The sequence below is a fragment of the Glutamicibacter sp. MNS18 genome, assembly GCF_026107515.2.
Taxonomy (GTDB): domain Bacteria; phylum Actinomycetota; class Actinomycetes; order Actinomycetales; family Micrococcaceae; genus Glutamicibacter.
The window spans coordinates 388293-410503 of record NZ_JAPCHW010000001.1 but is presented as its reverse complement, the minus strand read 5'-3'; the positions used below and the strand labels follow the sequence as shown (position 1 = coordinate 410503).

Here is a 22211-nt window from a genome sequence, read left to right as displayed (position 1 = left end):
ACGACGGGGCGGATCAGCCGAAGGCCAGGAACCGGGCGGGCTTGTCCGGTTCACGCACTTCGAATTCAGGGACCAGGTCCGTGCGCCGAACCAATTCCAACTGCCGTGTGAATGGTTCGCTGACCACGAATACGGAGGAGGTAAAACCCCAGCCCCCGGCACACCACAACCGCAACGCCGCCAGTAGTCGTCCTTCCAGCCCGGACTGCACACACGAGGAGCGCACCCAGAAATACACCACCGCATCCACCTCCGCCCAGCATGCATCTGCCAGCGGTGTCACCGTGGACGCGGCAAGGAACGACGCTCCGGGTTCGAAGAGATAGACGCAGCCCAGGCAACGGGTATCCGCAGGATCAGTGACGGTATAGGAAAACGCCCGGCGGGCAGCATGACGCTGTTCCATTTCGACCACGTCGGCACGGTTGGCCTGAAGCGTGAAATCATCCTCGGGCCAGGCGGATTGTTCCCAGAGCCGCAGATCCTCCCGGGATTCCATCACCGCCGCGTAGTCCCGGGCAGCGTCGGATGAGCGGATCGGACGGAGGCTGAACCCTTCGGCCACCAGCCCGACGGGCGCCGGACGGCTCAGATCGGCAAACGGCATCGGCACTCCTTCGACGACGTGATCTGCGCTGGTAATGATATCAACTGCCCGCACCGCTCCCCGGCAGCCCTGGGCTATCGGTCCGCCACCGGGACGCCCACTGTCCATCAAGCGAAGTCGCTCCGCCCCAGGCTCACCAACGAACGATTGTGGAACACATCGTCCTTCTCCAGGATCGTGAGGCTACCGGACCCCACCCGGAACGCCAGATAGGCGCAGGACTCCAGCGGAATCCCCAGCCAGGCCGCGATGGCCCAGCTTGCCGTGCCGGCGTGGGTGACGATGATCCGGTGCCCGGTGCCATCCCCGGTGATCCGGGAGACCGCCGCATAGGCCCGCTGGATCCACTGTCGTTTGGTTTCCCCGCCCTCGATTCCTTCGTCGTGATCAAGGCGTTCGCCGGTCTCCGGGGGAAAAATGAAGCGCGCGTCGAGCCACGACTGCGCTCTGCCACCGGCGACCCCGTAGGATTTCTCCCGCAGGCCCGGCTCAAGCACCGGGGCGATCCCGAATTCCCGTTGCAGCGCCTGGGCGGTCTGCCTGGTCCGCAGCAGGTCCGAGGAATACAGCGCGGTGTCGGCCCCCTCCGGGATGATCTCCCGCAGGTGCCGGGCGATCCGTGTGGCCTGGACCAGACCGCGGTCGGTCAATCGGGAGTCGTACCAACCGCCCACCAGCTCCTGGACATGGTGGGTGGCCTCTGGGTGGGTTACCACATACACGCGTTGCATGGTTCTCCTTCCTGGTCTCCCACGCGGGACGATCGGGGTCGCGGTCCTGCCGATTCCCAGCGGGAGGCTAAGGGTCGATCAGTCCGGCGTACATCGGCCGATGCCACCATGGGGGCCGGGCAGGTGCCACGGCGATGAACACATCGATCCCGGCAGTCAGGGAACGGATACGGTCCGCGGAGGCATCCAACCAGCTGACGGTGTCCTCCCGAAAGCTCGCCCAGCGCTTCCGGGACCGGGCCCCAGGCCCCACGCCCCACGCCCCACGCCCCAGGCAGGTTTGCCAGCCGGCCGGGTACATGTCCATCACCATTGTCCAGATAGTACAGGCCTGGAAACGCTGGTTGGCCTCGTGGGTGCGTCGCCACCACGAAGTCCGGGTGACTTGTCTCCGCTGTCGCACCCAGCGCGTTGTCATGCCGCTACGCCTCTGGCTTTGCACTGGCCATGGCCCCAGACTAGCAAAACCCGGGTCGGCGGCTGCCGCTGTGGGGCCGGACAGGTGAGCACCCCCTGTTCCTTTGACCCCAACAAGGCAGAGAATGGGAGCACCCTGAGCCAAGGAGCATACACCGATGCCGCAGCCGCTGGATCTGGAATACCCCTTTACCGGACGTTGGCTGGTGCGCAACAGCCCGGCCAGCCGGGTGCCGAGCCACGGGACCGGGTCGTTCGGGCTAAGCTATGCGATCGATTTCGTTCCGGTGGACCGGGCCTGCAGATCCGCGCCGTACACGTTCTCATCCCTGCTGCGTCCCGAGCCCGCATCGGGTTTCCCGGGTTTCGGACGCCCGGTGACCTCACCTGCCGACGGGATGGTTCTGGGTGTGCAGGCAACCGAACCTGATCATCCGGCCTACCGCGGCCTGCCTTCCGTGGGATATGCGTTGGGCCAGCGGCAGCGCATGGACCGCGGGTGGCTGGCCCTGGCCGGCAACCATGTGCTGCTCGAAACCCGGGCCGGCGGCCGCAACGCCATGATTGTGCTGTGCCACTTGCAGCAGGGCAGCGTCCTGGTCCGCCCGGGACAGCAGGTGCATACCGGCCAGGTCATCGCACGATGCGGCAACTCCGGCAATTCCACCGAACCGCACCTGCACCTGCACGCGGTCCAGGGACGGGACTTCCTGCACGCCACCGCGCTGCCGATCACGTTCGCCGGCACGCTGCCACGCAACGGCGAGCTGGTCGACCTGCCCTGATCCCGGAACCGCTTCAGCCCGGCCAGTCCTTCCGCAGCAACCCGTTTCCCCAGGTGTCGGACACCTCAACGTTGACGATGCAGTCCCCGCGCAGCGGGCCCTCGCGGATGAACCCCGGCATTTCCAGTACACGGGCAGAGCCCTGGTTGCGGGTATCGGCTTCGGACTGCACCCGGTTCAGCATCAGCGAGTTGAACGCCCACCCCGGCAGGGGCCGGGCCGCCTCGGTCGTGTACCCATATCCCCGGGTCATCGTATTGAGGCAGTATCCCAGGCAGGCGCTACGGCATGCGGGATTCCAGTTATCGAAGGTACACCGACCGGTGATGGCCCGGTCCGGGAGTCTTCGCAAATCCGTTGACCCGGGGACCGGTCACTGGTAGAAGAGCGTCATGACGCAATACATTACCTACTTCAACCAGCAGTGGGTGGGTGAGCACAGCCGGGAGTGGTTCCACAGCCGCGGTCTGTTGGCCAACGCGGTCGTGGAGGACATGAAGCTGGCCGGGGTGTACGTGTTCGCCGGCGGGTTGGAGGAGGACATCGGCAAGGCATTCAGCGCCGACCCAACCGGCGAAACCCTCGAAGTCACCGACGGTCCCTTCTCGGACACCAGGCAGTTCCTCGGTGGTCTGACGGTCGTGGATGTTGCCGACGACGAGGCGGCAAGAACGTGGGCTGCCAAGGTTGCCGGGGCGTGCGGATGGCCGCAGGAGGTCCGACGGATCTGGTAACACCGCTGCCGGTGTCGGCCAGACCGGCCCTGCGGCCGGCTTCCCGGTGGATTCGCGGCATCGTGTTCCGCTCCGTGCCCGTTGGGCAGGAAGGCGCCGGGTGGAGATTTGCCTGGGCTCCGGAGTATTTCTCTGCGCGGCCAACACCATGCATCGTCAACGTTCCCGGTCCCCGGTTGCACCAAGTAAGGACACGCTCGGTGCGATTGGCACCACGGTTCACCAGATTCCTCCTGGCTATCCCAGGCCAACCCGCGAAATACACGATGCCGCAGAACGATCGCGCTGTGCAGGACCGGCTCGAACGTGGGACTTCTCCGCAGCGGGCTTCGGGCTGCAGAGCTGCGTTTTCGGGTTCTTGGCTACGCTGAGATCGCTGGTCGGATGGTCGCCAGCTCTACTCCCGGCTCGCCTGGCCTGCGGCGCCTGCAGCATCGGGAATGATCTGGGTGAAGGGCAATCGGGATTTCTCATGGTCCGCTCTGACCCCTGCATCACGACCTGCTCCACGATCGTCGCACCGCACGCTTCGTGACGCACAGGATGAGCGCGTCACCGCCCCGTCCCGGGCCCTGGCGGCCGAACGACTACCAGCGTGCATCCACTGTGCAGGAATCTGCGGAGAAATCGATAGAGTCGGTGTATGCCCATCTCCTTCCTTCCCATGACACCGGCCGACACCGATGATCTCATTGGGTTCCTGGCTTCTAACCGTTTCCCCTTTCACGTCCAGTCGGCCCCGCACACGGCGAGCCTACGGACGAAAATCGAGGGCGGGCATTTCTGGAACGATGACGTCCAAGGCTATTGGGTAGTACGAGATGGCAGCCGGATCGGCATGGTTGCCCTGGAGGATTTGCTGGAGGACAGCTCCCCGCTCTTCGACCTGCGTCTGGACGAAACCCAACGAGGCAAGGGCATCGGAGTTGAAGTGCTGCGGGCACTGTGCGACATGGTTTTCGAAACAATGCCCGCTACGCTCCGCTTCGAGGGGCAGACGCGCGAAGACAACATCGCCATGCGCAAGACATTCCTTCGCGCCGGTTTCCTCAAGGAAGCACATTACAGGTTGGGATGGCCAACCGGCGACGGCGGACACCTCGCTTCCATCGCCTACTCGATCCTGCGTCAAGACTGGGAGAACGGAACAGTGACCCACTTCGAATGGGACGACCTCACGATCTAGTGTTCTAGAGCATTGGCCGAGGCGGGCCCCTGGGAACCGACGGATACCAGGGACTCCACCGGTGCCAACGCCATGGCCGGAGCTCTTGCCCGCAGCGTATGACGTTCCCGACAACGAAGCCATCGGCCCCTACGCCGAACCCGCTTGGCGGCTCCCGCCATCGCCCGCGAACCAGCGCATTCCGGTTTCCGCGGGGACCGCCCGGATCAGCGCCCGGGGATACCAGCACACGGACCCGCCGCGGCGAACCACGTTGTCTTCCGCAACCCGCTGCCCTGCGCACACCGCCGTGCGGTCAATGCTAGGCCAGACCGAGCGTGTCGATCACCCCGGCAACACGCGCACGTTCATCGGAAGTCAACCCCTGGATCGGCAACGGCAGGCAGCGCGGTGGTGCGATCCCCAGGTATTCGGCGATAGCCGCGACCACGCGCAGGCTGCCACCGAATTCGGTGAACAACCCCCACAACGGCGCCAGTCGTTCGGATTCTGCGATCGCGTCGGTGTTGCGCCCCTGCTGCGCGGCCCGGGTGATCGTCAGCGCGGCTTCCGGAAGGGTTCCGCCGATGACCGAATACCAGGCATCGCACCCGGCGTTCAATCCGGTCGCGGCGAAGGCATCGCCGGAGACACCGATGGTGATGTGCTCCGGTATGACCGCACGGATCCCGGCGATATGCGCCCGGGCCCGCTCCGGTTCCAGGGGAACACCGGGGATCTTGATCGATGCGATACCCGGCAGTTCGGCAATGCGGGCATACAGCTCGGGGGTGAAGCAGAAGTGCGTTGTCCCGGGGTTGTCGTAAACAATCACCGGCAAGGCGGAGCGTTCGGAGACGGTGCGGAACAGTTCGAACACGTCGTCGTTGGTGAGCGGCTGATAGGTCATCGGGGCGAGCAGTACACCGGCTGCACCGGCTTCCTCCGCGCAGGCGAGGTTGGCCAGCACCTGTGAGGTGCGCAGCGCACCAACCCCGACGAACACCGGAACCGGACCGGCGTGCCGGACCGCCAACTCCGCAACCCGGGAGCGTTCCGCTGGATCAAGATAGGCGTAGGAACCAGTCGAGCCCAGTGCGGTGATCGAGTCGACCCCGGCCTGTGCCAACCGTTCGACCATTCCGATGAAGGCCGGTTCGTCGACACGGTCATCCGCAAACGGGGTGAGGGGAAAGGCACTGAGGCCCGTGAAGTTCGTCAATCCGGCTCCTATTCGGTCACTGTCCTCAACCCATCCTGCCATCGGTCCGGCCGAATACCACCCTGGCCTCTCCGGCGGCCGCCGGAGACCGGGCACAGCAGCCGTTCGACGGCAGAGGGTATTGCCTGCGGCACGCAACGACCCATGGAATGAACATCAGTTCATTCCATGGGGGCAATCGTGCGGGCAGCAGAACAGAATCGGGCCTTGCGCGAGACTACGCGCCAGGCGATCGAGGATGCCGCGATCCGCGTCTTCGCACGGCATGGATTCGCGGCATCGAGTATCCGGCATATCGCCAACGAGGCCGGGCTCAGCGTCGGCTCAATCTACCGGCACTACGCAGGCAAGGAAGCGTTGTTCGATAAGCTGCTGCAACAGGCCGCACTCGGTCTGGAGTCGGCTTCCCGGGCGCTGTCCGGTACCGGTGATCCACTGGCTACGGTCCGCGGGTTCACCCGGGACTTCCTCACCGACCTCGCGACGGACCATGGCGCCGCCGAGTTCTATCTCGTCATCAACCACGGCTTCCTCAGCGATACCCCGGCGGGAACGGCGGCCCGGCTCGCGGCCGATCAGCGTTCGCTGTGGGACACCTTCGCCGGCCTCATACGCCGGGGGCAGGCCGCCGGGCAGTTCGCGCCAGGCGACCCGGAGCAGCTGACCGCCTTCTACTTCGCCATGCTCTCCGGCATGGCAACCATGCGTCCGGTGATCCGCGACGCCCTGACCGACCCCGGCGTGGATGTTGTGCTGCGCCTGCTCACTGGCAAAGGACAACCATGATTGAGATCAAACGCGGAGATGAGCTGGGCGAAGGGTTCCGCCGGGGCATCACCGAGGTGCTCGTCACCGGGTTCGCCGAGGACTTCGAGTACTTCTCGAAGGATGCGACCGCCCTGGTGGACGCCTTCGAGCACATGCTCATCCTTGAGCGTTTCCACGTGGCCTTGCTCGACGGGACACCGGCGGCGGTGGCGACCGTGACCGAAGGCGACCAGGAGTGCTTCGCACCCGGCCGCCGGGATTTCCAACGTGCATTGGGCGGTTGGCACGGAACGATCAGCTACTTCATCGTCCGGAACCAGTTCCTCGGGGCCTACAGTGGCGCACGGCTGGGACTGGCCGAGATCGGTTTCGTGGCCACCGCGCCGCAGCACCAGGGCCAGGGGGTGGCCACCGCACTGCTGGGGCACCTGCTGCGGTTGCCGTTCAAGGAATTCGTGCTCCGCGATATCAAGGACACAAACGCCGCCGCCTTGGCGTTGTACCGCAAGCTCGGTTTCACCGAATCCCGGCGGCGCCCGGTGAAATTCGCCAAACGCGCCGGGTTCCAGTCCTATGTGTCGATGAGCCTCCGAACGGATTCCTAGCCGCCGCTAACCTCCCGGCCCCGACACCTCAGTTCAGCGGCGGGTCCTCCGGCATGGTCTCACACAGATGGTCCGGGAAGTGCGCGTGAAGAACGGAACGGCTGACACTCAACGGCACCAGCGTGCCTTCCTCATCCATCGCGACGGCGATGAAGTCCTCGTCCACCTCGCCCGCAGCGCGAAGCAGCGCGTCGGCGTGCCTCACCGCCGAGGGAAAACTGCGCAGGAACCGGTTGTAGACGTCGAACCATGCCGCTTCCGGTTGCCGGGCCGCGTATTCCTGGAGACTGCGCGCCCAGCCTTTTTCGACATCGCCGGCTTCCACGATGTATTCCAGGTCGGATCCGGACCAGCGCAGCATGCCGGACCAGTCCCAGTCCTGCCCCGGATGCTTCTGCCGGTAGCCCTCGACCACGCGGGCCAGCGACTCATCGGTGCCGATGGAAACGAGGGGCCAGGAGACCTGGGTGCCGTCCCCGTAGAACTCATGGACGATGGCGCCGTACATGCGCTCAGCTGCGTGCCCCTGACGCACCTGGCGCACCGCACGCAAAATATGCTCGACGGCCGCGGATTCAAGCCCGGCCCAATCGAAGTCGTCATATGCCCGGTCATTCTCCATGTTCATGCGCCATGCCCTTCCCATTGTTCGATTCCACAGCCCACACGCTCGACGATAGCCGACATTGCCGACCGGCAGGGAGGGACAGCAATCCGCATTTTCATCCGCACCGCCCGGGTCGCCCGGGGCTTGCTCAGAGCGCGACGTCGAAGCTGACCGGGATATGACCGGCCAGGTACACCTGGGCGAGCCGTCCCACCGGAGATCTCCGCACGCCGGTGTCGCCCTCGGCGAGCGCGGCAAGATCATCGCGGGCCTTGCCGAGCAGCGCGAGGAACGCGTTGGACCGGATGTCGTCGACGACGGTACGATCCCCGGCCCCGACCGGACGGTCCAGACCAGGGATGGCGGTTGACACGGATGCGCCACGAACCCGCTCGCGCAGAACCGGATCAATGATCGCGTCGCAGGCTTCGAGCCACTGGAATTTCACCGACAAACCCGGCATCGGCGGGTCGGGGCGGTAGTTGAGCAGCCGGTCCTCGAAATCTTCCGAGAGCGGCCGGCCCCCGAAATGCTTGACATCGGCCCGTTGGAAACCTGCCATCCACCGGGGTAGCTCCTCCCCCACCCGGGCACCGATCGGCACAGCCAGCAACGACTCCGCATCGCGCGTGATACTCCGCCGGATCTGCTCGATAGCCCCACCCAGCGCGGGATATGCCCACCAGCGATCACGGGCACGGAGTTCACGTCCCTGGTGACGAATGAACAGGTCCAGCGGGCTATCGGAAGTGAGCTGCAGTGAGCCCTCATCCCAGCTTTCATCGTCGACCTCGTACACCTCGTCATGCATTCCACTCATCACCAGTGCACGGCCCGTGCCGGTGCTCCCGATGACCAGACTGCCCTGCAGCTGCCAGGAATGCGCGCCCTCATTCGTCGCCTCGGTGATGCCCTCGGCAGTGAATACCTCCAACGCGCCCACCCGGGCACCATCGCAGACCAGCAGGAACTCGACCAGTGCCGGAGGCAGCGGCGCGGGAAGGAGCGCGTCGGCAACCGCCAGGGCGACGTCGGTTGCAGGCGGCGCCGTGTCGATTCCGGGAACCCGGTTCAGCTGGTCACTGTGCATACGAGGATTATCCCCCTCCGGGGCCGTCGGGGCATCTTTGCAACATCCAGGCGTTTCGCCGGGGTCCAATGCCTCAGGCGTGCGCCGAGGATGCAAGACTGGCGGCATGGGAATTACCTACCGTGTCGGGCATCTTCCGGAACGCGGCCAGCTCATCGGCCTGTACACCGCAGTGGGCTGGACCGCCTACACCAGGGAACCGGCACGACTTGAGGCAGCGGTGGCCGCGTCCCTATTCGTCGTCACGGCGTGGGATCACGACCAGCTGGTCGGACTCGCGCGTGTGGTCGGCGACGGGCTGAGCATCGTGTACCTGCAGGACATCCTGGTCACGCCCGACTACCACCGTGCAGGGATCGGCAGGGAGCTGTTCCACCGGGCATTCGAGCCGTTTGGCGACGTCCGGCAGAAACTGCTCATTACCGACGATGAACCCGGCCAGCACGCGTTCTACCGGTCGATGGGCTTCACCGAGATCCGCGAGCTGGACACCCCGATCCGCGCCTTCGCCAAGTTCGGCTAACGCAACCATCGGCCCCGGGCACCGACAGGACCTTCAATCCTGCCGGTGCCCGAACCAGACATCGCCCCGTTGACAGTCCTTCACCGTGGGGTGGACATCCGCGGCAACAGGCCGGCATGCAGCTGCCCACCCTTCGGTGTCATTCGTTGATGACGATCGCCGGCATTGACCCGGACAGCAGCGGCCCATAGACCGTCGAGGCGCCCCTCGCCAGGATTCCAGCGGTGCACCCGGTCTATCGCGGCTTCATGTGCCAGGGCCCTGGCACAGTGCCTCCCCCGACATCCGGCCGCAACCATGCTCGTGGCCATAGGCCCGTCGGCTGCCCCGGAGGGCCACTGCCCGGCTGAATCGGCGATCACGATGAACAGATGAGGCTTCTGGCGGATCCCGGCCCAGGAACATCCTCTGGAGTTCCCCTTATCGGCACAACATCAAGGCCCAGGGACAACGTTCCGGATCGACAGCTACGCGTTCCACTGAAGCCTGGCTTTCGCGAATGAATTTTGTCAGCTTGCCTGACGCCCCGGTGTTCGGAAATGTAGTCCCAGATGGATGTCAGGTCTCGCTGCTCCGCCGGTGACAGCGCCAACGACCTCATGAGTTCCTGGCATCAACAAACGCAAACCGGCGCACGGCCTCGCTCGCAGAACGATATCGACCCGTGTTCACCTGCTCGGCAAGAAAGTCTGCACAATGATCGTCAACGCCTCGCGAGGTATCAGCGGCCACACCCGAATTTACCAACGATTGGTAGCCACGCCACAGGGCCGTTCCGGCCCAACGTCCCTCCCACACAGTGAAAAGTGCGCAAGGGCCCGCACTTCCTGCGCAGGAAACAGCCGTGGGCGGGAATGATCAGGCGCTCTCGCCCCCACTTCCAATCACGCTCATCAAGGCACAGTCCGGTCACACCCCACAGATGATCCCATCAGCAATCGAATGAACTCGATGTGCTCGACGCGATCGACGTACCGTTCAAGGAATCAGCCGGCTGACGCCGGTGCATCCTCACCCAGGTGCTCCTGCCGTAGCTCATCAAGCCGAGAGGCGAAGTCGCCACCCTGCTGCAGGAACGATGGCAGCTGCCCCGCAGCCTGGGGATCAAAAACGGCACCAAACCTCGCAAGTTCCACCATCACCGGAACGGTGCGGATGCCCAGCTCGGTCAGCGAGTAGCGTCCCTGCTTCCCACGGGAGGATTCCACCTTCGTCAGCAGGCCGGCCTCGGTCAGATCCGTCAGACGACGGGACAGGACCGGAGCGCTAATACCTTCATCATTGGCGTTCAGCAGCTCACGGAAACCACGGCGACCGTAGGCCGCAATGTCACGAAGGATAATCAAGGTCCATCGGTCCCCCAGCACTTCCAGTGCACGATTGACCGGGCACCCCGACCGTGGTGTTGAGATCACATTCACTCCTATGCGATTGCATTATGTTACCACTACCCCTATTGTCACTAGTAACAGTTTATAACCACTTTACTCGGTGCCGGATTCGCTGCCCGTATATCCATAGACAGGAACATCATGAAGGCTTTCGTCCTGGAGAAGTACCGCTCACCGCTGCGGCAGATCGACATGCCTGAACCCGTCCCCGGTGACCACGAGGTGCTGGTCCGGATGTCCGCGGCGGGAATCAACCACGCCGACGAGCGTGTCCGGACCGGCGAGTTCGCGCGGATCTTCCCTTTCGCCTTGCCACTGGTCATGGGCAGCGAGTTCGCCGGCGAGGTCATCGCCACGGGCAAGGACGTCGAAGGCTTCCCGATCGGGATGCAGGTCTTCGCATACGTGGATCTAGCGCAAACGGGTGGCTTCGCCGAAGTTATCGCCATCGATCAGAAACATCTGGCGCCCGCCCCACGCTCCGCGAGTCTCGTTGAAGCCGCCTCGCTGCCCGTCGTCGGATTGACCGCATGGCAGGGGCTGGTGAACATGGGGCAGTTACGCAAGGGGCAGACGGTCCTGATCCATGGGGGTTCCGGAGGCGTCGGAGCGATCGCCATCCAACTTGCCAAGCACCTGGGTGCCACCGTCGCGACCACGGTCAGTTCCGCCAATGCCGATTTCGTTCGTGATCTCGGGGCGGATATCGTCATTGACTACGGTAGCGAGGACTTCGCCCAGAGGGTCCGGGACGTCGACCTGGTGCTGGACACGCAGGGCGGCGATGTCCTGAAGAAGTCGCTCGGGGTGCTGCGGCCGGGTGGAACGGTCATTGGAATCACCGGCCCGCCGGACCCGGACTTTGCCAAACGGGTAGGAGTCAAGGCCCCTGTGAAGCTCGCCATCACCGCGCTAAGCGCCGGTATCCGCCGACGTGCCCGTCGCCAGGGTGTCACCTACCGTTTCCTGTTCATCGAGCCCAACGGCGAGCACTTGCGCCACATCGCCGGTCTCATTGACCAGTCGGTCCTACGCCCCATCGTCGACCGGGTCGAACCGTTCGAGCGTACCCCGCAGGCGCTGGAAGCGGTCCTCACCGGAGGGCACCGCGGCAAGATCGTGGTCAGCACCCAGCCCACAGACATATCCCATGGCTGAGGGAGGATTCGGGGCCATCCGGGACACCGGAGACGCACTGCTCTGAGGTGAGGAAAGCGGCCTGTGCCGCCCCCTCCCTGTCGCATTGGATATGGTGGGAGCGATCGCCGGCACGGCTGCGGTACCGAGGAATAACGGGCAAGGCTCCGTGGGGAACGTCCTCGCGACTTCCTATCTAATTCGTGGGCACCGTGAAGAGGAACTGCTGTTCCGGGTCGAACACATAGCTGTCGTCGCATCGATACCCGCGCAGCCACGCCTGTTCGTCCACGATGCGCAAATAGAACCCCTTCGGATACATCACGTCGCTGCCCACTGGCTCGGATGCGATATGGATGGATCCGTCGGGCGCACGCCCGGCTGATAGTTCCGAGTCTGGCGCATTCGGTTGAGTAGAGTACGCCAACCGCAGATACGGCGCAGCCTCCAGCGGAACGAGGTTGAGACCCCTGTTGAGGGCGCTGGCGAAGATCTGCGACAAGGTACCCCCGTCGGGCAGTCCTAAGTGCGCCACGACCCGACAGGTGAAAAGCATCGTCCGCTCGCTCGGATGGTCGAATGACGGGTGTTCAAGTAATGTCTCGGCATGGGAGTTCAGTTGAACACCTGCGACATCCAACAACTCAAGGACACCATCACGGGGCTGTCCCCCAAAGCGCACCTCAATGGCCGAATAGGCACTATCCATGGGACGAATCCTATCGTTCCCCATGAGGTTGGGTCTCGAATCTGCCGAACCTTGGAGCATTGCTGCCATAGCGTGTCTGCGCCAGACAGGATTCCGTCAGGCATGCGGCGCTGGACCGTGGCCTGGGTCCGGGACCGGCAAGGCGACTGGCTGCGCTTTCGCTGCCCCAGGCGATCTTTTCATCGGATTCGGGCCAACAAATACCGGTCTCTTCGGTTTAGCGTGGAAAATCCACAGAGCCGCCGTCCACGATTGCGGCAGCCACGTCGCCTCAAGTCATTGCCGCATGTTCACCAACTTCACGGGTGCGGCCAGACATCCATGCGAGGCACAGTGTTCCTGATGTGTCGCTGCCACCCGCCCTCGTGTCTTTCAATACCGGGCCTGGGCAACGCCGGTTGAATGCTGCATGATGGTGATCGCCCGACGAACGTCTAGGGCAAGTCACACATGGGGGCTGCAGACGTCCGGAACGTGCGGGTCATCCCAGGTGCTTCCAATTCAGCCAACGTGGTTCCCAGGTCAAAGCGGTCTCCACTGAACTCCGGACAAAGCTATGGTTCCCCCGCCGCTCATTCGATCGTGAGGCCATGGAGCACCGCGCGCAAGAATGAGACAGGGTAGGGTGCGGGGTGATATCCACACTGAAAGGACACCCCATGACACCGCACCCTGGTCTGGCCGCAGTTGCCGGTCTCATCGGCACCTGGCGGGGTGAAGGCGTTGGCCAGTACCCCACCATCGACTCGTTCAGCTACACCGAAGAGGTGACGTTCACGGATGCGGGAAAACCGTTCCTCCACTACCTGCAGCGCACATGGTCCCCCGCCGGTGCACCCATGCACACGGAGACCGGGTACCTGCGTGTTGTCGAGGGGACCAGGGTGGAGTTCGTGCTGGCGCAGCCCACGGGGCAGACGGAGTTGGCGGAAGGATCGCTGGTGTCGTCCGCGGACGGGTTCACCTGCTTGCTAGCATCACGGATCGTGAACTCGGCGAGCGCCAAACAGGTGGACGCCACCCGGCGTCGCCTCGAACTGGCAGGAGATATCCTCACCACCCATTTCGCCATGGCCGCCGTCGGAGTCCCGCTGACCCATCACCTGGCATCGGTCATGCACAGGGACTGAGCACGACCGATGCGCCACAGCACTGGATCCCCAGGCATCGCGTTGACCACCAAGGCCCAAATGCCCCGGCATCCACAGCCCGGGCACTCCTTCCCTTGGCGACCAGTCGTTGACGCCCGCCTCCACCACGAAGACCTCCCGGAGTAAAGGTCATCGACAGCGGGCCACCAGACCATCGATCACCTGCCGCAAGGCTCACGCCTTGAGCACGTAACGCAATGTTTCCACCACCTGGTCGACGGTCTGGCACCAGGCCTGGGCTTCGGCGTCCACTTCCTTGAGCGGATGCACAAGGTCCTCATCGTGCAACGTCACATAGGGCTTGCCCAACGCGGCACAGTAGCCGGCATCGAAAGCGGCATTCCACTGCTTGTATTTGTCCCCGAACCGCACGACCACAAAATCGCTCTTTTCGATCAGGGTGCGTGTGCGAATGGCATTGACCTTGGCGGACTGGTGATCACGCCAGAACTGGCTAGCCGTCTGCCCCAGATGATCACCGGCGGCATCGCTCGCGGGGTGGTCGGTGACCGGTGCGGTAAAAACAATGTCCAGACCGGCGGCGAGAGCGCCGCGTTGGAGCTCGTCACGCCAGTCGGTGTGGATCTCTCCGGAAAGATAGACATTGAAACTCATCGTTCACGACTCCTTGATTCGAGATGGACGAACCCAACCGGTTCGATGGATCAGCACCATCCTACGTAGTTGCCCGTGGAAGTAGCCCAGCGCGCCCTGCACCAACAGTAACCAACCGGCAAAGAAGCCGGGTCATCATGCATGCTCCAGTGGGATCCGCATGGTGGTGTGCGCTCGCCGGGCTGGGTTTGCGGACGATCGGTCACTAGGCTGGGCCCATGGCGACAGTAATTCTCGTGCGGCATGGCCGCTCCACAGCTAACGCTTCCGGGATATTGGCAGGTCGGGCGGAAGGCATCGGCCTGGACCGGATCGGGAAGGACCAGGCGGCCCTGACCGGCGAGCGACTCGCCTCCGTGCCGCTGGTTTCGGTGGTGTCCAGCCCGCTTGAACGCTGCCGGCAAACCGCCCGGTTCATCCTAGATCGCCAAGCTGGTTCGCCGGGCACTCCCATCGATCCCGACCTAATCGAGTGCGACTACGGCCAGTGGCAGGGTCGGACGCTGGATGATCTCGCCACCGAGAACCTCTGGAAGGTAGTCCAGTCCCAGCCCTCTGCCGCTACTTTTCCGGGCGGGGAATCCCTGGCAACGATGCAGGCCCGGTCGGTGGCCGCGATCCGCCGACACGATGCGGCATTCGAGTCCAAGCACGGGCCCGGCGCCGTGTGGGCGGCCGTCAGTCACGGTGACATCATCAAGTCGATCCTGGCCGATGCACTGGGCATGCACCTTGACATGTTCCAGCGCCTCACCGTGGGCCCCGCCTCCGTGTCCATCGTGCACTACGGGACCCATCGGCCCAGTGTCCACGCGATCAACACCGATGCCGGCGACCTGTCATGGTTGGCGAACGTTCCCCAGTCCGGCGATGCTCCGGTCGGTGGCGGAGCAGGGCATCAGGCACCGTCAACCTCTTCGGCCTAGAATATTGACATGTCTACACGTGTTCACGAGTTTTCCTGGCCAGATCGTGTCGTCGTTGGTGTCATTGGCGCTCCGGGGTCACGAGCCTTTTATCTACAGGTGCGCGCAGGCAAGCAACTGGTGAGCCTAGCCTTGGAAAAACAGCAATCGGCGGCGCTCGCCGAAAAGATCGACGAAGTCCTCGACCAGCTTGGCACCGTTCCGGGCAACCCCTTCAACGTTCCTGCCGGCACCCCCGTTGAACTAGTCGACAATGACCCGCTCGAAACCGTCGAGGTGCAGTTTCGCATCGGCGCGATAGGCCTGGGGTGGGATTCATCCACGGCGCAGGTTGTGATCGAGCTACACCCGGTGGACGACGAGGACTCAGCCGACCAGGACGAAAAGATGCTCGTTCGAATCCCGGTTGGCACGGCCCGCGCATTTGCCAAGCGCACCCGTGAGATCGTGGCCGCCGGACGGCCGATGTGTCCGTTGTGCGGCAATCCCATGGACGCCGAGGGACACATCTGCACCCCACCGGACCTCTGATGCCGGCAGCAGATCTCATAGCCGCAGAGCTGACCCTCACCGGCCGTATCACGACCGCCTCAAACGCCACGTTTCTTGGCAGCATCGGCGATACCGTGGTCGTTTACAAACCGATAGCCGGCGAAAGCCCACTGTGGGACTTTCCCCAGGGCACCCTGGCGCAACGGGAAGTGGCGGCCTATCTGGTTTCGCAGGCCCTCGGCTGGGACGTAGTGCCGCACACATGGCTGCGTGATGGCCCGTTGGGCGAAGGGATGGTGCAGCTGTGGAAGGAACCTGATCCGGGGCAGAACCCCGTGGACCTCATCGCGGCGGACCAGGCGCCGCAGGGCGTCTGGAAACACGTGCTCAAGGGCCAGGATGAAAACGGTGGGATCGTCGAGCTCATTCATGAAGATACCCCGGTGCTCAGGCGCATGGCGGTTTTCGACATCATCGTCAATAATGCCGACCGCAAGGGCAACCACATCCTGGCCATGCCCGATGGACACCGGTACGGCGTGGACCACGGGCTCACCTTCCATCATGAGCACAAGCTGCGTACGGTGCTCTGGGGCTGGTTGGGTGAGGATCTGGCCACCGAGGAGCAACAAGGCATCGCACAAGTCGTTGACGGGCTCTCCGGCGAACTGGGCCGACGCCTGGAAGACCTGCTCAGTGCCCGGGAGGTTGCGGCTCTGGCTGCCCGCTGCGAGCAGTTGGGTTCGGCAGGGATGTTTCCGGCTCCCAGCGGTCAGATGCCGGCTGTGCCCTGGCCGCTGTTCTGAGACCAGGCGTTGAAGCTTTCGTGGAGCTCACGGGCTACTCCTTGGTCCTGAACCCCTCCGTCTTCCGGTACAACCGAACATCTCCGATGGCCATCCCCGTTGGTTCGCGCGAAAATGATCGGCACGGCTGAAACCGGTGTCGGAACCCGCGTTCAATAACCTCTACCAACCACGACATCCGAGATGTTCGAAGTCATTGGACGCTGCCCAGTGCATGGGCGAGCGCAACTCCGACAAGTGCGGGGACGGAACAGGCACAATATTCAGCTTCCCTGATGGCGCCCACGGCACATGGCCATATTTGCGGGCCGAGGCTCCCTACCTGCAACAGGGCATCGCGCCTCAGCCCACCACCCTAGCGCTGCCGTGATCCGTCCGGACCATACTGACCCAAGGGTTCGCCGCCGTCGATAGCACACCCGCACCACAGACCCAGGCGGAGGCAATGACGGGCCCACTCCGGATCCTGGAACTGTCCACACCGATGGACCACCGGTTCTCATTGGCAGCGCTACTCCGGATAGTTGAGCTCCTTGGCCATATGGAAATTGGTCATGACGACACCGCCGATCACGGGATGCTGCTCGGCCACCAGGTGGAAACCGAAGGACTCGAAGAGCGGACGGGCCGTGATGCTCACATTCGAGGAAAGTTGCCGCACTGCGCATCGCCGTGCCCGACGTTCGAGGAAGGCCAACAGCTCGCGCGCCACCCCTCTTCGCGCGAATCGCGGAGACACGAACATCATGTCGATATAGCCATCGGCGCTCACATCGGAGAACCCGGCGGCCTGTCCATCAACGAGGGCCACGTAGCTGTCCCGGGCGAGCATCGAGCGATCCCACCGGCGCAGATCCGGCTTGTCCAGACGCGCCCATGCCGCGACCTGTTCAGGCGTGTAGTCCGCCGCTGCCGTGACCGTAATCGCTTCGTGGAAGATGCGCAACGTCGTCTGGGCGTCAGCGCTTTCGTACGAACGTATCTGGACCGATATTCCCGGGTTGCTCACGCCACCATTATCGCTCCATTCGGACGCCTTCTTCCCACCGGATCCACACGTTAGACCGGCAGGCCCCCGAGTCCCGGCACCGACCAACCGCAGAATGCGAATCCCGCCGGCCGGATACCCGGCGCTATTGACTGACCGCCGCACCTTCATTACCGTGACGAGACAGGCCGTGTCGTTGGAGGGAATTCGCTATGTCCGAAGGATCAAGCACAACCCGCATCTGGTTCATCACCGGTGCCGGCCGCGGGCTCGGCCGGGCGTTTGCGCAGGCGGCCCTGGACCACGGAGACCGCGTCGTCGGAACGGTTCGCCAACCCGGAGCGCTGGCGGATCTGCAGGCCGGCCACCCTGACTCGGTTCGCGAGATCCTGCTCGATGTCCGTGACGCCACCGCCGTCGCCGCTGCCGTCGATGAGGCGGCACGGGCCTTCGGCGGCATCGACATCGTCGTCAACAACGCCGGGGGCGGGCTGGTCGGTGCCATTGAGGAAGTCGACGAACAGCAGGCCCGCGCTCATCTGGACCTCAACCTGTTCGGTGCACTGTGGGTCTGTCGGGCCGCAATCCCACATCTGCGGGCGCGCGGCGGTGGCGATATCGTGCAGATTTCGACTGTCGGTGCGATCGGTGCGATGCCGACCTTCGGCCTGTACAACGCCGGCAAGTGGGCTCTGGAGGGTTTCAGCGAAGCCCTGTCCGCCGAGGTCGCGCCGTTCGGCATCCATGTCACCATTGCCCAGCTCGGCGGATTCGCGACCGACTGGGCAGGGTCAAGCATGTCGTTTGCGACCCCGAAACCGGAGTATGACGATCTTCGCACCGCCTTGTTCGGCACCGCGCAGATCCCCTGGCCGGCAGCCGAACCCGGCGAGGCGTCGACGGACGCCGATCCGCGCACCGCGGCCGACGCGCTGGTTGCGCACCTGTCGAACCCGGGCCGCCCGCTGCGGGTACTCATCGGTGACGACGCACGAGAACACGCAGCCCTGGCGTACACCGCCCGCCGGGATTCGTACGGCGCAGACAGGGACTTCAACTGGCCGTCGTGACTACCGGGTTCCTGACCCAGGATCCCCGCAGATTCCGTCGGAAGGTGGACGCCGAGATCCCAGGTTCGGTGCTTGAGCCGAAAGGCGAAGAGATGTTGAACCCGAATTCCAACGAATTCAGGCGCATACCAACCGCTGGCTACGCGATGGCTGGGAAACTCGTCTCAGCTGTCCGAATCATGTGCCGAGCGTTGGCGCAGCGGTGCCACCCACGGCTCACCGAAGATCAGTTGCGTCCGGCAGTGTGCGACCTGCGGCAGTGCCAGGAGCTTGTCAATGATCAACGTCTGCAACTCGGTGCTATTCGCCACAGCGACGTGGACAAGGTAGTCCTCGCTGCCACTGACGTTGTAGAGGGCTAGCGTTTCCGGCAGCGCGAGGGCCTTCTGCACAAAGTCGTTGGCCGTGTCGCGCGCGTGCGGGCGGATCTGAATTCCAAGGAACGCCTGCTCACCCTTGCCTAGCAGGCTGGGGAGCACGTGCGCGCGTGTGGCGACGATGGTGCCGTTGCGGCGCATCCGCCTGATCCGCTCCAGGCAGGTACTCGGAGCGACGCCGACCTTCGCAGCGATATCCTTGTTCGGCATGGTCGCATCCACCTGCAACAGTTCGAGAATGGCCCAGTCCACCGAATCCAATTCGGGGACTCGATCTGATTTCATTTGACGTTCGCTCATGGTTAAAGAGTAGCGAATCTGGCCCATAACCTTGATCACGGAAGAATCCACGGATCGGAGGCACGGATGGGAGCAGAATCATGGGCGGCGTTTACCCTCGCCCTGTTGGTAGCACTGGCGGTGCCTGGACCGGACCTTGTCCTGGTGGTGCATTCGGCGACCCGCGGCGCGCGGGAGGGCGCATCCACTGCAGTGGGGATCGTCTCCGGTCTGATGCTGCACGCGCTGCTCGCCGCCGCCGGCGCGACCGCCCTGTTGGTGTCCGCGCCGGGCACACTAACCGTCGTGCAGCTACTCGGCGCTGGCGTGCTCCTGTGGATGGGGGCGAGCATGCTGCGGGCATCCCGGAGCGCAGCGAACGACAACCCCGATGCGACCAGGCACCGTGTTCAGGGTGGCTTTGCGCGTGGATTCGTCACGAACGCGACCAACCCGAAGGCGCTCTTGTTCTTCGCGGCGATCCTGCCCCAGTTCATCGGATACGGGGACGGGGCGGAGATGCGAACCGTCACACTGTGCGCCGCCGTCGTGCTCGGCGCCGGACTTTGGTGGGCGGCCACGATCGCGCTGATCCGGCTGTTCGGTTTCCACCGGTCCCCGGCTGCGGACCGGACGATCACTGTCCTGGGCGGCCTCGCACTGTTGCTCATCGGCGCTGGGCTACTGGTCAGCACCGTCTACAGCCTCCTCAGCCCCGGCGCGTGAGCGCGGCGGGCAACAGACTCACCGCCTGGCTCGGGCCCGGCGACTTCCGAAGGGAAAACCAACATATGACACGGACACTCATCGTCGGAGCAGGAGCCACCGGCGGGGCCCTCGGTGCGCGACTCATCACTGCCGGACAGGACGTGGCCTTCCTCATCCGACAGCGCAGGGCCAGACAGCTCACCGCCGACGGCCTGCGCTTCCGCGCGCCCGACGTGGACGTCGTGCACACGGCGTGCGCCGTCACTGAACTGGACGGTGCAGATCCCTTCGACCTCGTGATCCTCGCGGTCAAGGCACCGGCGTTGGAAGCGATCATCCCGACGCTCGCCCCTGGGATCAGGCCAGAGACTTCCATTGTGCCGCTACTCAACGGCATGGCCCACATCGATCTGTTGGAACGCGCGTTCCCGGGGCAAGTCCTTGGGGGAATCGTGAAGATCGTCGCAACACTGGGCGAGGATGCGACCGCGGTGCAGATGACCCCGCTGTGCAGCCTCACCGTCGGCGGGCTGCACGGTGAGACCGTGCCCGACAAGATCCGTCGGACACTCGACGTCGACGGCATCGTCCTGGACATCGTGGATGACATCGTTTCACGGTTGTGGGAGAAGTGGGCCTTCATCGCCGCCGCCGGTGTCATCACCTGCCTTTTCCGCGGCAGCATCGGCGACATCCTCGCCGCCGGAGGTGAAGCGCAGATTCTCCAGGCGATCGCCGAGTGCGAGCAAGTCGCGGAAGCTTCGGGTCATCCGGTCAGCCAGGCCGGGCACGCGCAGACCCTCGGACTGCTTACCGAACGAGGTTCGGCGTTCACCTCTTCACTTTATCGCGACCTCCGGCACGGGGCTCCTGTCGAAGCCGAGCACATCATCGGCGACCTCGCCGCACGTGCAGCAGCTCTCAAGATTCCATCACCGTTGCTGGACTCAGCATTGCTCCAACTGCGAACCCACCACCAGAGTGTTTCCCGCCAACCCGGCAAGGGGTAAAGCGAAAACCGGAACGCTACCGCATTCTGGCAACCGGTACTCGGCGAGGGGCTAGACGAGCTCTGCCGCCCTCGCGATGAGGTCAGGCAGATCCTCAGGGAAAGCTCATGCCGCCGTGTCTCAGACCCGCAACAGGCCACCACCTCCATTCGGTCACGACGGCACGTTCCAGCTCCGTCCAACCGTCACGGTTGAGGTCCGAAGGAGTGGCAGCTCGCGCAGCGAAGTAGTGCTCGATCTGATGGACGGGTTCACCGTGATTGAGGAAGTCAAACTCACGGCGGTGGAAGGGCCCGACCATCGTCATTCCCGTCAGGCCAGTCTCTTCAGCCAGCTCCCGTTCAGCGGCATCGGCCAACGACTCATCCCCATTCAACACCACCGCCTGCAGTGAACCAGAAGCGCGCGGTGTCCCCGGCATCGGAAAGATCCCGTCCTTCAAACAACAGAACCCGCGCCGAAGGATCAAGCAAGAGGACACGGACCGCGTTACGGGAGGAGATCGACGAATATGGGCTCACGACGCGGCCCAGGGATCAACAATCGCGACGCCGGTCAGCGCGAAGTCCCCGGTGTTCCGCGTCGTGCACGCGGCACGATTCGCTAGGCAGATCGCAGCGATCTGCGCATCAGCCATGCTGATCGGCAGTCCTGCCTGCTCACGCACCGCCAGCACCTCGGCATATTCCGCGGCCGCAGCCTCGTCGAAGGACAGCAGGGAACGCGTGTCGCGGTAGGGCTGGATCGCGCCCTCGATCGCTACCTGGAGTTCCTCTTTGCGCCGCCTGTCCGGAAGTCTACGGACCCCGGCGAGCAGCTCCGCCAACGTGATCGTCGTGATCGCGACACCATCCGTGAGTGACTCCAGACACGCGATGACGCGCGGCTCAGGACGAGGACGGAAAATTTCCGAGATGACGCGCGTGTCCAGGACGATCACCCGAAGTCGACCTTTCGGGCCTCATCGACATGTTCAGGGATCACCAGCTCCTCGACACCGCCAGCATCGCGAGCCGCATCTAAGAACGCAAGTCCGATGTGCGAACCTGATGTAGCCCGAGTGAGAATCTCACGCACCTCCGCTTCCATGGAACGGCCGTGCGCCTTGGCCCGCTTCGCCAAGCTCTGTTTTACTGATTCGTCGATTCCCCTGACAACGATGGATGCCATGATGACCACCCCCTGTTGATATCAGTATTGATATCGACCCTGGTCGCCAAGGTCGAGATCAGCACCCGTGTGAACGATTGCATCAAGTCCGCTCAGACCATGAAACGAACTTCACCACGTCGCCGCAG

The 22211-nt window shown here is 64.0% G+C and carries 30 protein-coding genes; 14 read left to right on the top strand and 16 right to left on the bottom strand.

Annotated features, from left to right (window positions below; genetic code table 11):
* Positions 1–13: 13 nt before the first annotated feature.
* The 3 genes from OK351_RS02025 to OK351_RS02015 all read right to left on the bottom strand — a co-directional run bounded on the left by OK351_RS02025 (position 14) and on the right by OK351_RS02015 (position 1756).
* Entirely contained in the window at positions 14–607 is a 594-nt protein-coding gene (locus OK351_RS02025; protein WP_265155663.1) for a GNAT family N-acetyltransferase, read from the bottom strand.
* A gap of 107 nt (positions 608–714) precedes the next feature.
* Positions 715–1338: a histidine phosphatase family protein gene (locus OK351_RS02020; protein WP_265155662.1), complete on the bottom strand. Its 624-nt coding sequence runs from the start codon at positions 1336–1338 to the stop codon at positions 715–717.
* A 67-nt stretch (positions 1339–1405) separates the two neighbouring features.
* Complete coding sequence (locus OK351_RS02015; protein ID WP_265155661.1) at positions 1406–1756, bottom strand: hypothetical protein; 351 nt, start codon at positions 1754–1756, stop codon at positions 1406–1408.
* A gap of 157 nt (positions 1757–1913) precedes the next feature.
* On the opposite strand from OK351_RS02015, the gene OK351_RS02010 reads away from it, so the two are divergent.
* Positions 1914–2540 carry a M23 family metallopeptidase gene (locus OK351_RS02010; RefSeq protein WP_265155660.1) on the top strand — a complete coding sequence of 209 codons (627 nt, stop codon included), beginning with the start codon at positions 1914–1916 and terminating at the stop codon, positions 2538–2540.
* Positions 2541–2553: 13 nt separating this feature from the next.
* Here OK351_RS02010 and OK351_RS02005 read toward each other — a convergent pair whose 3' ends face one another.
* Positions 2554–2892, bottom strand: coding sequence for a GNAT family N-acetyltransferase (locus OK351_RS02005; protein ID WP_265155659.1), 339 nt, complete (start codon positions 2890–2892; stop codon positions 2554–2556).
* Between the two features lie 40 nt (positions 2893–2932).
* Between OK351_RS02005 and OK351_RS02000 the strand changes: the two genes are divergently transcribed.
* A complete protein-coding gene (locus OK351_RS02000) occupies positions 2933–3274 on the top strand; it encodes a YciI family protein (protein ID WP_265155658.1) in 342 nt (113 codons plus the stop codon).
* 643 nt (positions 3275–3917) lie between these two features.
* The gene (locus OK351_RS01995; protein ID WP_265155657.1) at positions 3918–4460 is read left to right on the top strand and encodes a GNAT family N-acetyltransferase; all 543 of its coding nucleotides are present in this window, start codon (positions 3918–3920) and stop codon (positions 4458–4460) included.
* A 301-nt stretch (positions 4461–4761) separates the two neighbouring features.
* Here OK351_RS01995 and OK351_RS01990 read toward each other — a convergent pair whose 3' ends face one another.
* Positions 4762–5703 (bottom strand): dihydrodipicolinate synthase family protein, encoded by a 942-nt coding sequence (locus OK351_RS01990; protein WP_265155656.1) that lies wholly within the window; start codon positions 5701–5703, stop codon positions 4762–4764.
* A gap of 165 nt (positions 5704–5868) precedes the next feature.
* On the opposite strand from OK351_RS01990, the gene OK351_RS01985 reads away from it, so the two are divergent.
* Together OK351_RS01985 and OK351_RS01980 are read left to right on the top strand one after the other, a co-directional pair.
* On the top strand, positions 5869–6447 hold the full coding sequence (locus OK351_RS01985; protein ID WP_265155655.1) for a TetR/AcrR family transcriptional regulator: 579 nt from the start codon (positions 5869–5871) through the stop codon (positions 6445–6447).
* Complete coding sequence (locus tag OK351_RS01980; protein ID WP_265155654.1) at positions 6444–7034, top strand: GNAT family N-acetyltransferase; 591 nt, start codon at positions 6444–6446, stop codon at positions 7032–7034. The genes OK351_RS01985 and OK351_RS01980 overlap by 4 nt, the downstream gene beginning before the upstream one ends.
* 28 nt (positions 7035–7062) lie before the next feature.
* Here the strand turns inward: OK351_RS01980 and OK351_RS01975 are convergent, their stop codons facing one another.
* Together OK351_RS01975 and OK351_RS01970 are read right to left on the bottom strand one after the other, a co-directional pair.
* Entirely contained in the window at positions 7063–7662 is a 600-nt protein-coding gene (locus tag OK351_RS01975) for a hypothetical protein (RefSeq protein WP_265155653.1), read from the bottom strand.
* A 127-nt stretch (positions 7663–7789) separates the two neighbouring features.
* Positions 7790–8731, bottom strand: coding sequence for a hypothetical protein (locus tag OK351_RS01970; protein ID WP_265155652.1), 942 nt, complete (start codon positions 8729–8731; stop codon positions 7790–7792).
* Between the two features lie 106 nt (positions 8732–8837).
* On the opposite strand from OK351_RS01970, the gene OK351_RS01965 reads away from it, so the two are divergent.
* Complete coding sequence (locus OK351_RS01965; RefSeq protein WP_265155651.1) at positions 8838–9254, top strand: GNAT family N-acetyltransferase; 417 nt, start codon at positions 8838–8840, stop codon at positions 9252–9254.
* Positions 9255–9851: 597 nt separating this feature from the next.
* Here OK351_RS01965 and OK351_RS17905 read toward each other — a convergent pair.
* Complete coding sequence (locus tag OK351_RS17905; protein ID WP_371931360.1) at positions 9852–9986, bottom strand: type II toxin-antitoxin system ParD family antitoxin; 135 nt, start codon at positions 9984–9986, stop codon at positions 9852–9854.
* A 254-nt stretch (positions 9987–10240) separates the two neighbouring features.
* Complete coding sequence (locus OK351_RS01960; protein WP_265155650.1) at positions 10241–10669, bottom strand: winged helix-turn-helix transcriptional regulator; 429 nt, start codon at positions 10667–10669, stop codon at positions 10241–10243.
* Positions 10670–10786: 117 nt separating this feature from the next.
* Here OK351_RS01960 and OK351_RS01955 point away from each other — a divergent pair, with 117 nt between their 5' ends.
* Entirely contained in the window at positions 10787–11803 is a 1017-nt protein-coding gene (locus OK351_RS01955; RefSeq protein ID WP_265155649.1) for an NADP-dependent oxidoreductase, read from the top strand.
* Positions 11804–11978: 175 nt separating this feature from the next.
* Here the strand turns inward: OK351_RS01955 and OK351_RS01950 are convergent, their stop codons facing one another.
* Entirely contained in the window at positions 11979–12491 is a 513-nt protein-coding gene (locus tag OK351_RS01950) for a hypothetical protein (RefSeq protein ID WP_265155648.1), read from the bottom strand.
* Positions 12492–13150: 659 nt separating this feature from the next.
* On the opposite strand from OK351_RS01950, the gene OK351_RS01945 reads away from it, so the two are divergent.
* Entirely contained in the window at positions 13151–13621 is a 471-nt protein-coding gene (locus OK351_RS01945) for a heme-binding beta-barrel domain-containing protein (RefSeq protein ID WP_265155647.1), read from the top strand.
* Between the two features lie 195 nt (positions 13622–13816).
* Here OK351_RS01945 and OK351_RS01940 read toward each other — a convergent pair whose 3' ends face one another.
* Entirely contained in the window at positions 13817–14257 is a 441-nt protein-coding gene (locus OK351_RS01940; RefSeq protein ID WP_265155646.1) for a YtoQ family protein, read from the bottom strand.
* Positions 14258–14475: 218 nt separating this feature from the next.
* Between OK351_RS01940 and OK351_RS01935 the strand changes: the two genes are divergently transcribed.
* Genes OK351_RS01935 through OK351_RS01925 form a run of 3 tightly spaced genes read left to right on the top strand, consistent with a single transcriptional unit; the run spans position 14476 to position 16481 of the window.
* Entirely contained in the window at positions 14476–15183 is a 708-nt protein-coding gene (locus OK351_RS01935) for an MSMEG_4193 family putative phosphomutase (protein ID WP_265155645.1), read from the top strand.
* Between the two features lie 9 nt (positions 15184–15192).
* Positions 15193–15714, top strand: a complete 522-nt coding sequence (locus OK351_RS01930) for a DUF3090 domain-containing protein (protein ID WP_265155644.1) — start codon at positions 15193–15195, stop codon at positions 15712–15714.
* Positions 15714–16481 carry an SCO1664 family protein gene (locus tag OK351_RS01925; protein WP_265155643.1) on the top strand — a complete coding sequence of 256 codons (768 nt, stop codon included), beginning with the start codon at positions 15714–15716 and terminating at the stop codon, positions 16479–16481. Before OK351_RS01930 ends, OK351_RS01925 begins: the two co-directional genes overlap by 1 nt.
* 511 nt (positions 16482–16992) lie before the next feature.
* On the opposite strand, the gene OK351_RS01920 is transcribed toward OK351_RS01925, so the two are convergent.
* A complete protein-coding gene (locus tag OK351_RS01920) occupies positions 16993–17490 on the bottom strand; it encodes a GNAT family N-acetyltransferase (protein WP_265155642.1) in 498 nt (165 codons plus the stop codon).
* Positions 17491–17681: 191 nt separating this feature from the next.
* Between OK351_RS01920 and OK351_RS01915 the strand changes: the two genes are divergently transcribed.
* Positions 17682–18539 (top strand): SDR family NAD(P)-dependent oxidoreductase, encoded by an 858-nt coding sequence (locus tag OK351_RS01915; RefSeq protein ID WP_265155641.1) that lies wholly within the window; start codon positions 17682–17684, stop codon positions 18537–18539.
* A 164-nt stretch (positions 18540–18703) separates the two neighbouring features.
* Here OK351_RS01915 and OK351_RS01910 read toward each other — a convergent pair whose 3' ends face one another.
* Positions 18704–19216 carry an Lrp/AsnC family transcriptional regulator gene (locus OK351_RS01910; protein ID WP_265155640.1) on the bottom strand — a complete coding sequence of 171 codons (513 nt, stop codon included), beginning with the start codon at positions 19214–19216 and terminating at the stop codon, positions 18704–18706.
* Positions 19217–19282: 66 nt separating this feature from the next.
* Here OK351_RS01910 and OK351_RS01905 point away from each other — a divergent pair, with 66 nt between their 5' ends.
* Together OK351_RS01905 and OK351_RS01900 are read left to right on the top strand one after the other, a co-directional pair.
* The gene (locus OK351_RS01905) at positions 19283–19921 is read left to right on the top strand and encodes a LysE family translocator (RefSeq protein WP_265155639.1); all 639 of its coding nucleotides are present in this window, start codon (positions 19283–19285) and stop codon (positions 19919–19921) included.
* A 65-nt stretch (positions 19922–19986) separates the two neighbouring features.
* Positions 19987–20913, top strand: a complete 927-nt coding sequence (locus OK351_RS01900; protein WP_265155638.1) for a 2-dehydropantoate 2-reductase — start codon at positions 19987–19989, stop codon at positions 20911–20913.
* A gap of 94 nt (positions 20914–21007) precedes the next feature.
* Here OK351_RS01900 and OK351_RS01895 read toward each other — a convergent pair whose 3' ends face one another.
* The 3 genes from OK351_RS01895 to OK351_RS01885 form a co-directional block, all read right to left on the bottom strand.
* Positions 21008–21334 carry an NUDIX domain-containing protein gene (locus OK351_RS01895; protein ID WP_265155637.1) on the bottom strand — a complete coding sequence of 109 codons (327 nt, stop codon included), beginning with the start codon at positions 21332–21334 and terminating at the stop codon, positions 21008–21010.
* A gap of 96 nt (positions 21335–21430) precedes the next feature.
* On the bottom strand, positions 21431–21853 hold the full coding sequence (locus OK351_RS01890; protein ID WP_265155636.1) for a type II toxin-antitoxin system VapC family toxin: 423 nt from the start codon (positions 21851–21853) through the stop codon (positions 21431–21433).
* Complete coding sequence (locus tag OK351_RS01885) at positions 21850–22083, bottom strand: FitA-like ribbon-helix-helix domain-containing protein (RefSeq protein ID WP_265155635.1); 234 nt, start codon at positions 22081–22083, stop codon at positions 21850–21852. The genes OK351_RS01890 and OK351_RS01885 overlap by 4 nt, the downstream gene beginning before the upstream one ends.
* Positions 22084–22211: the final 128 nt, after the last annotated feature.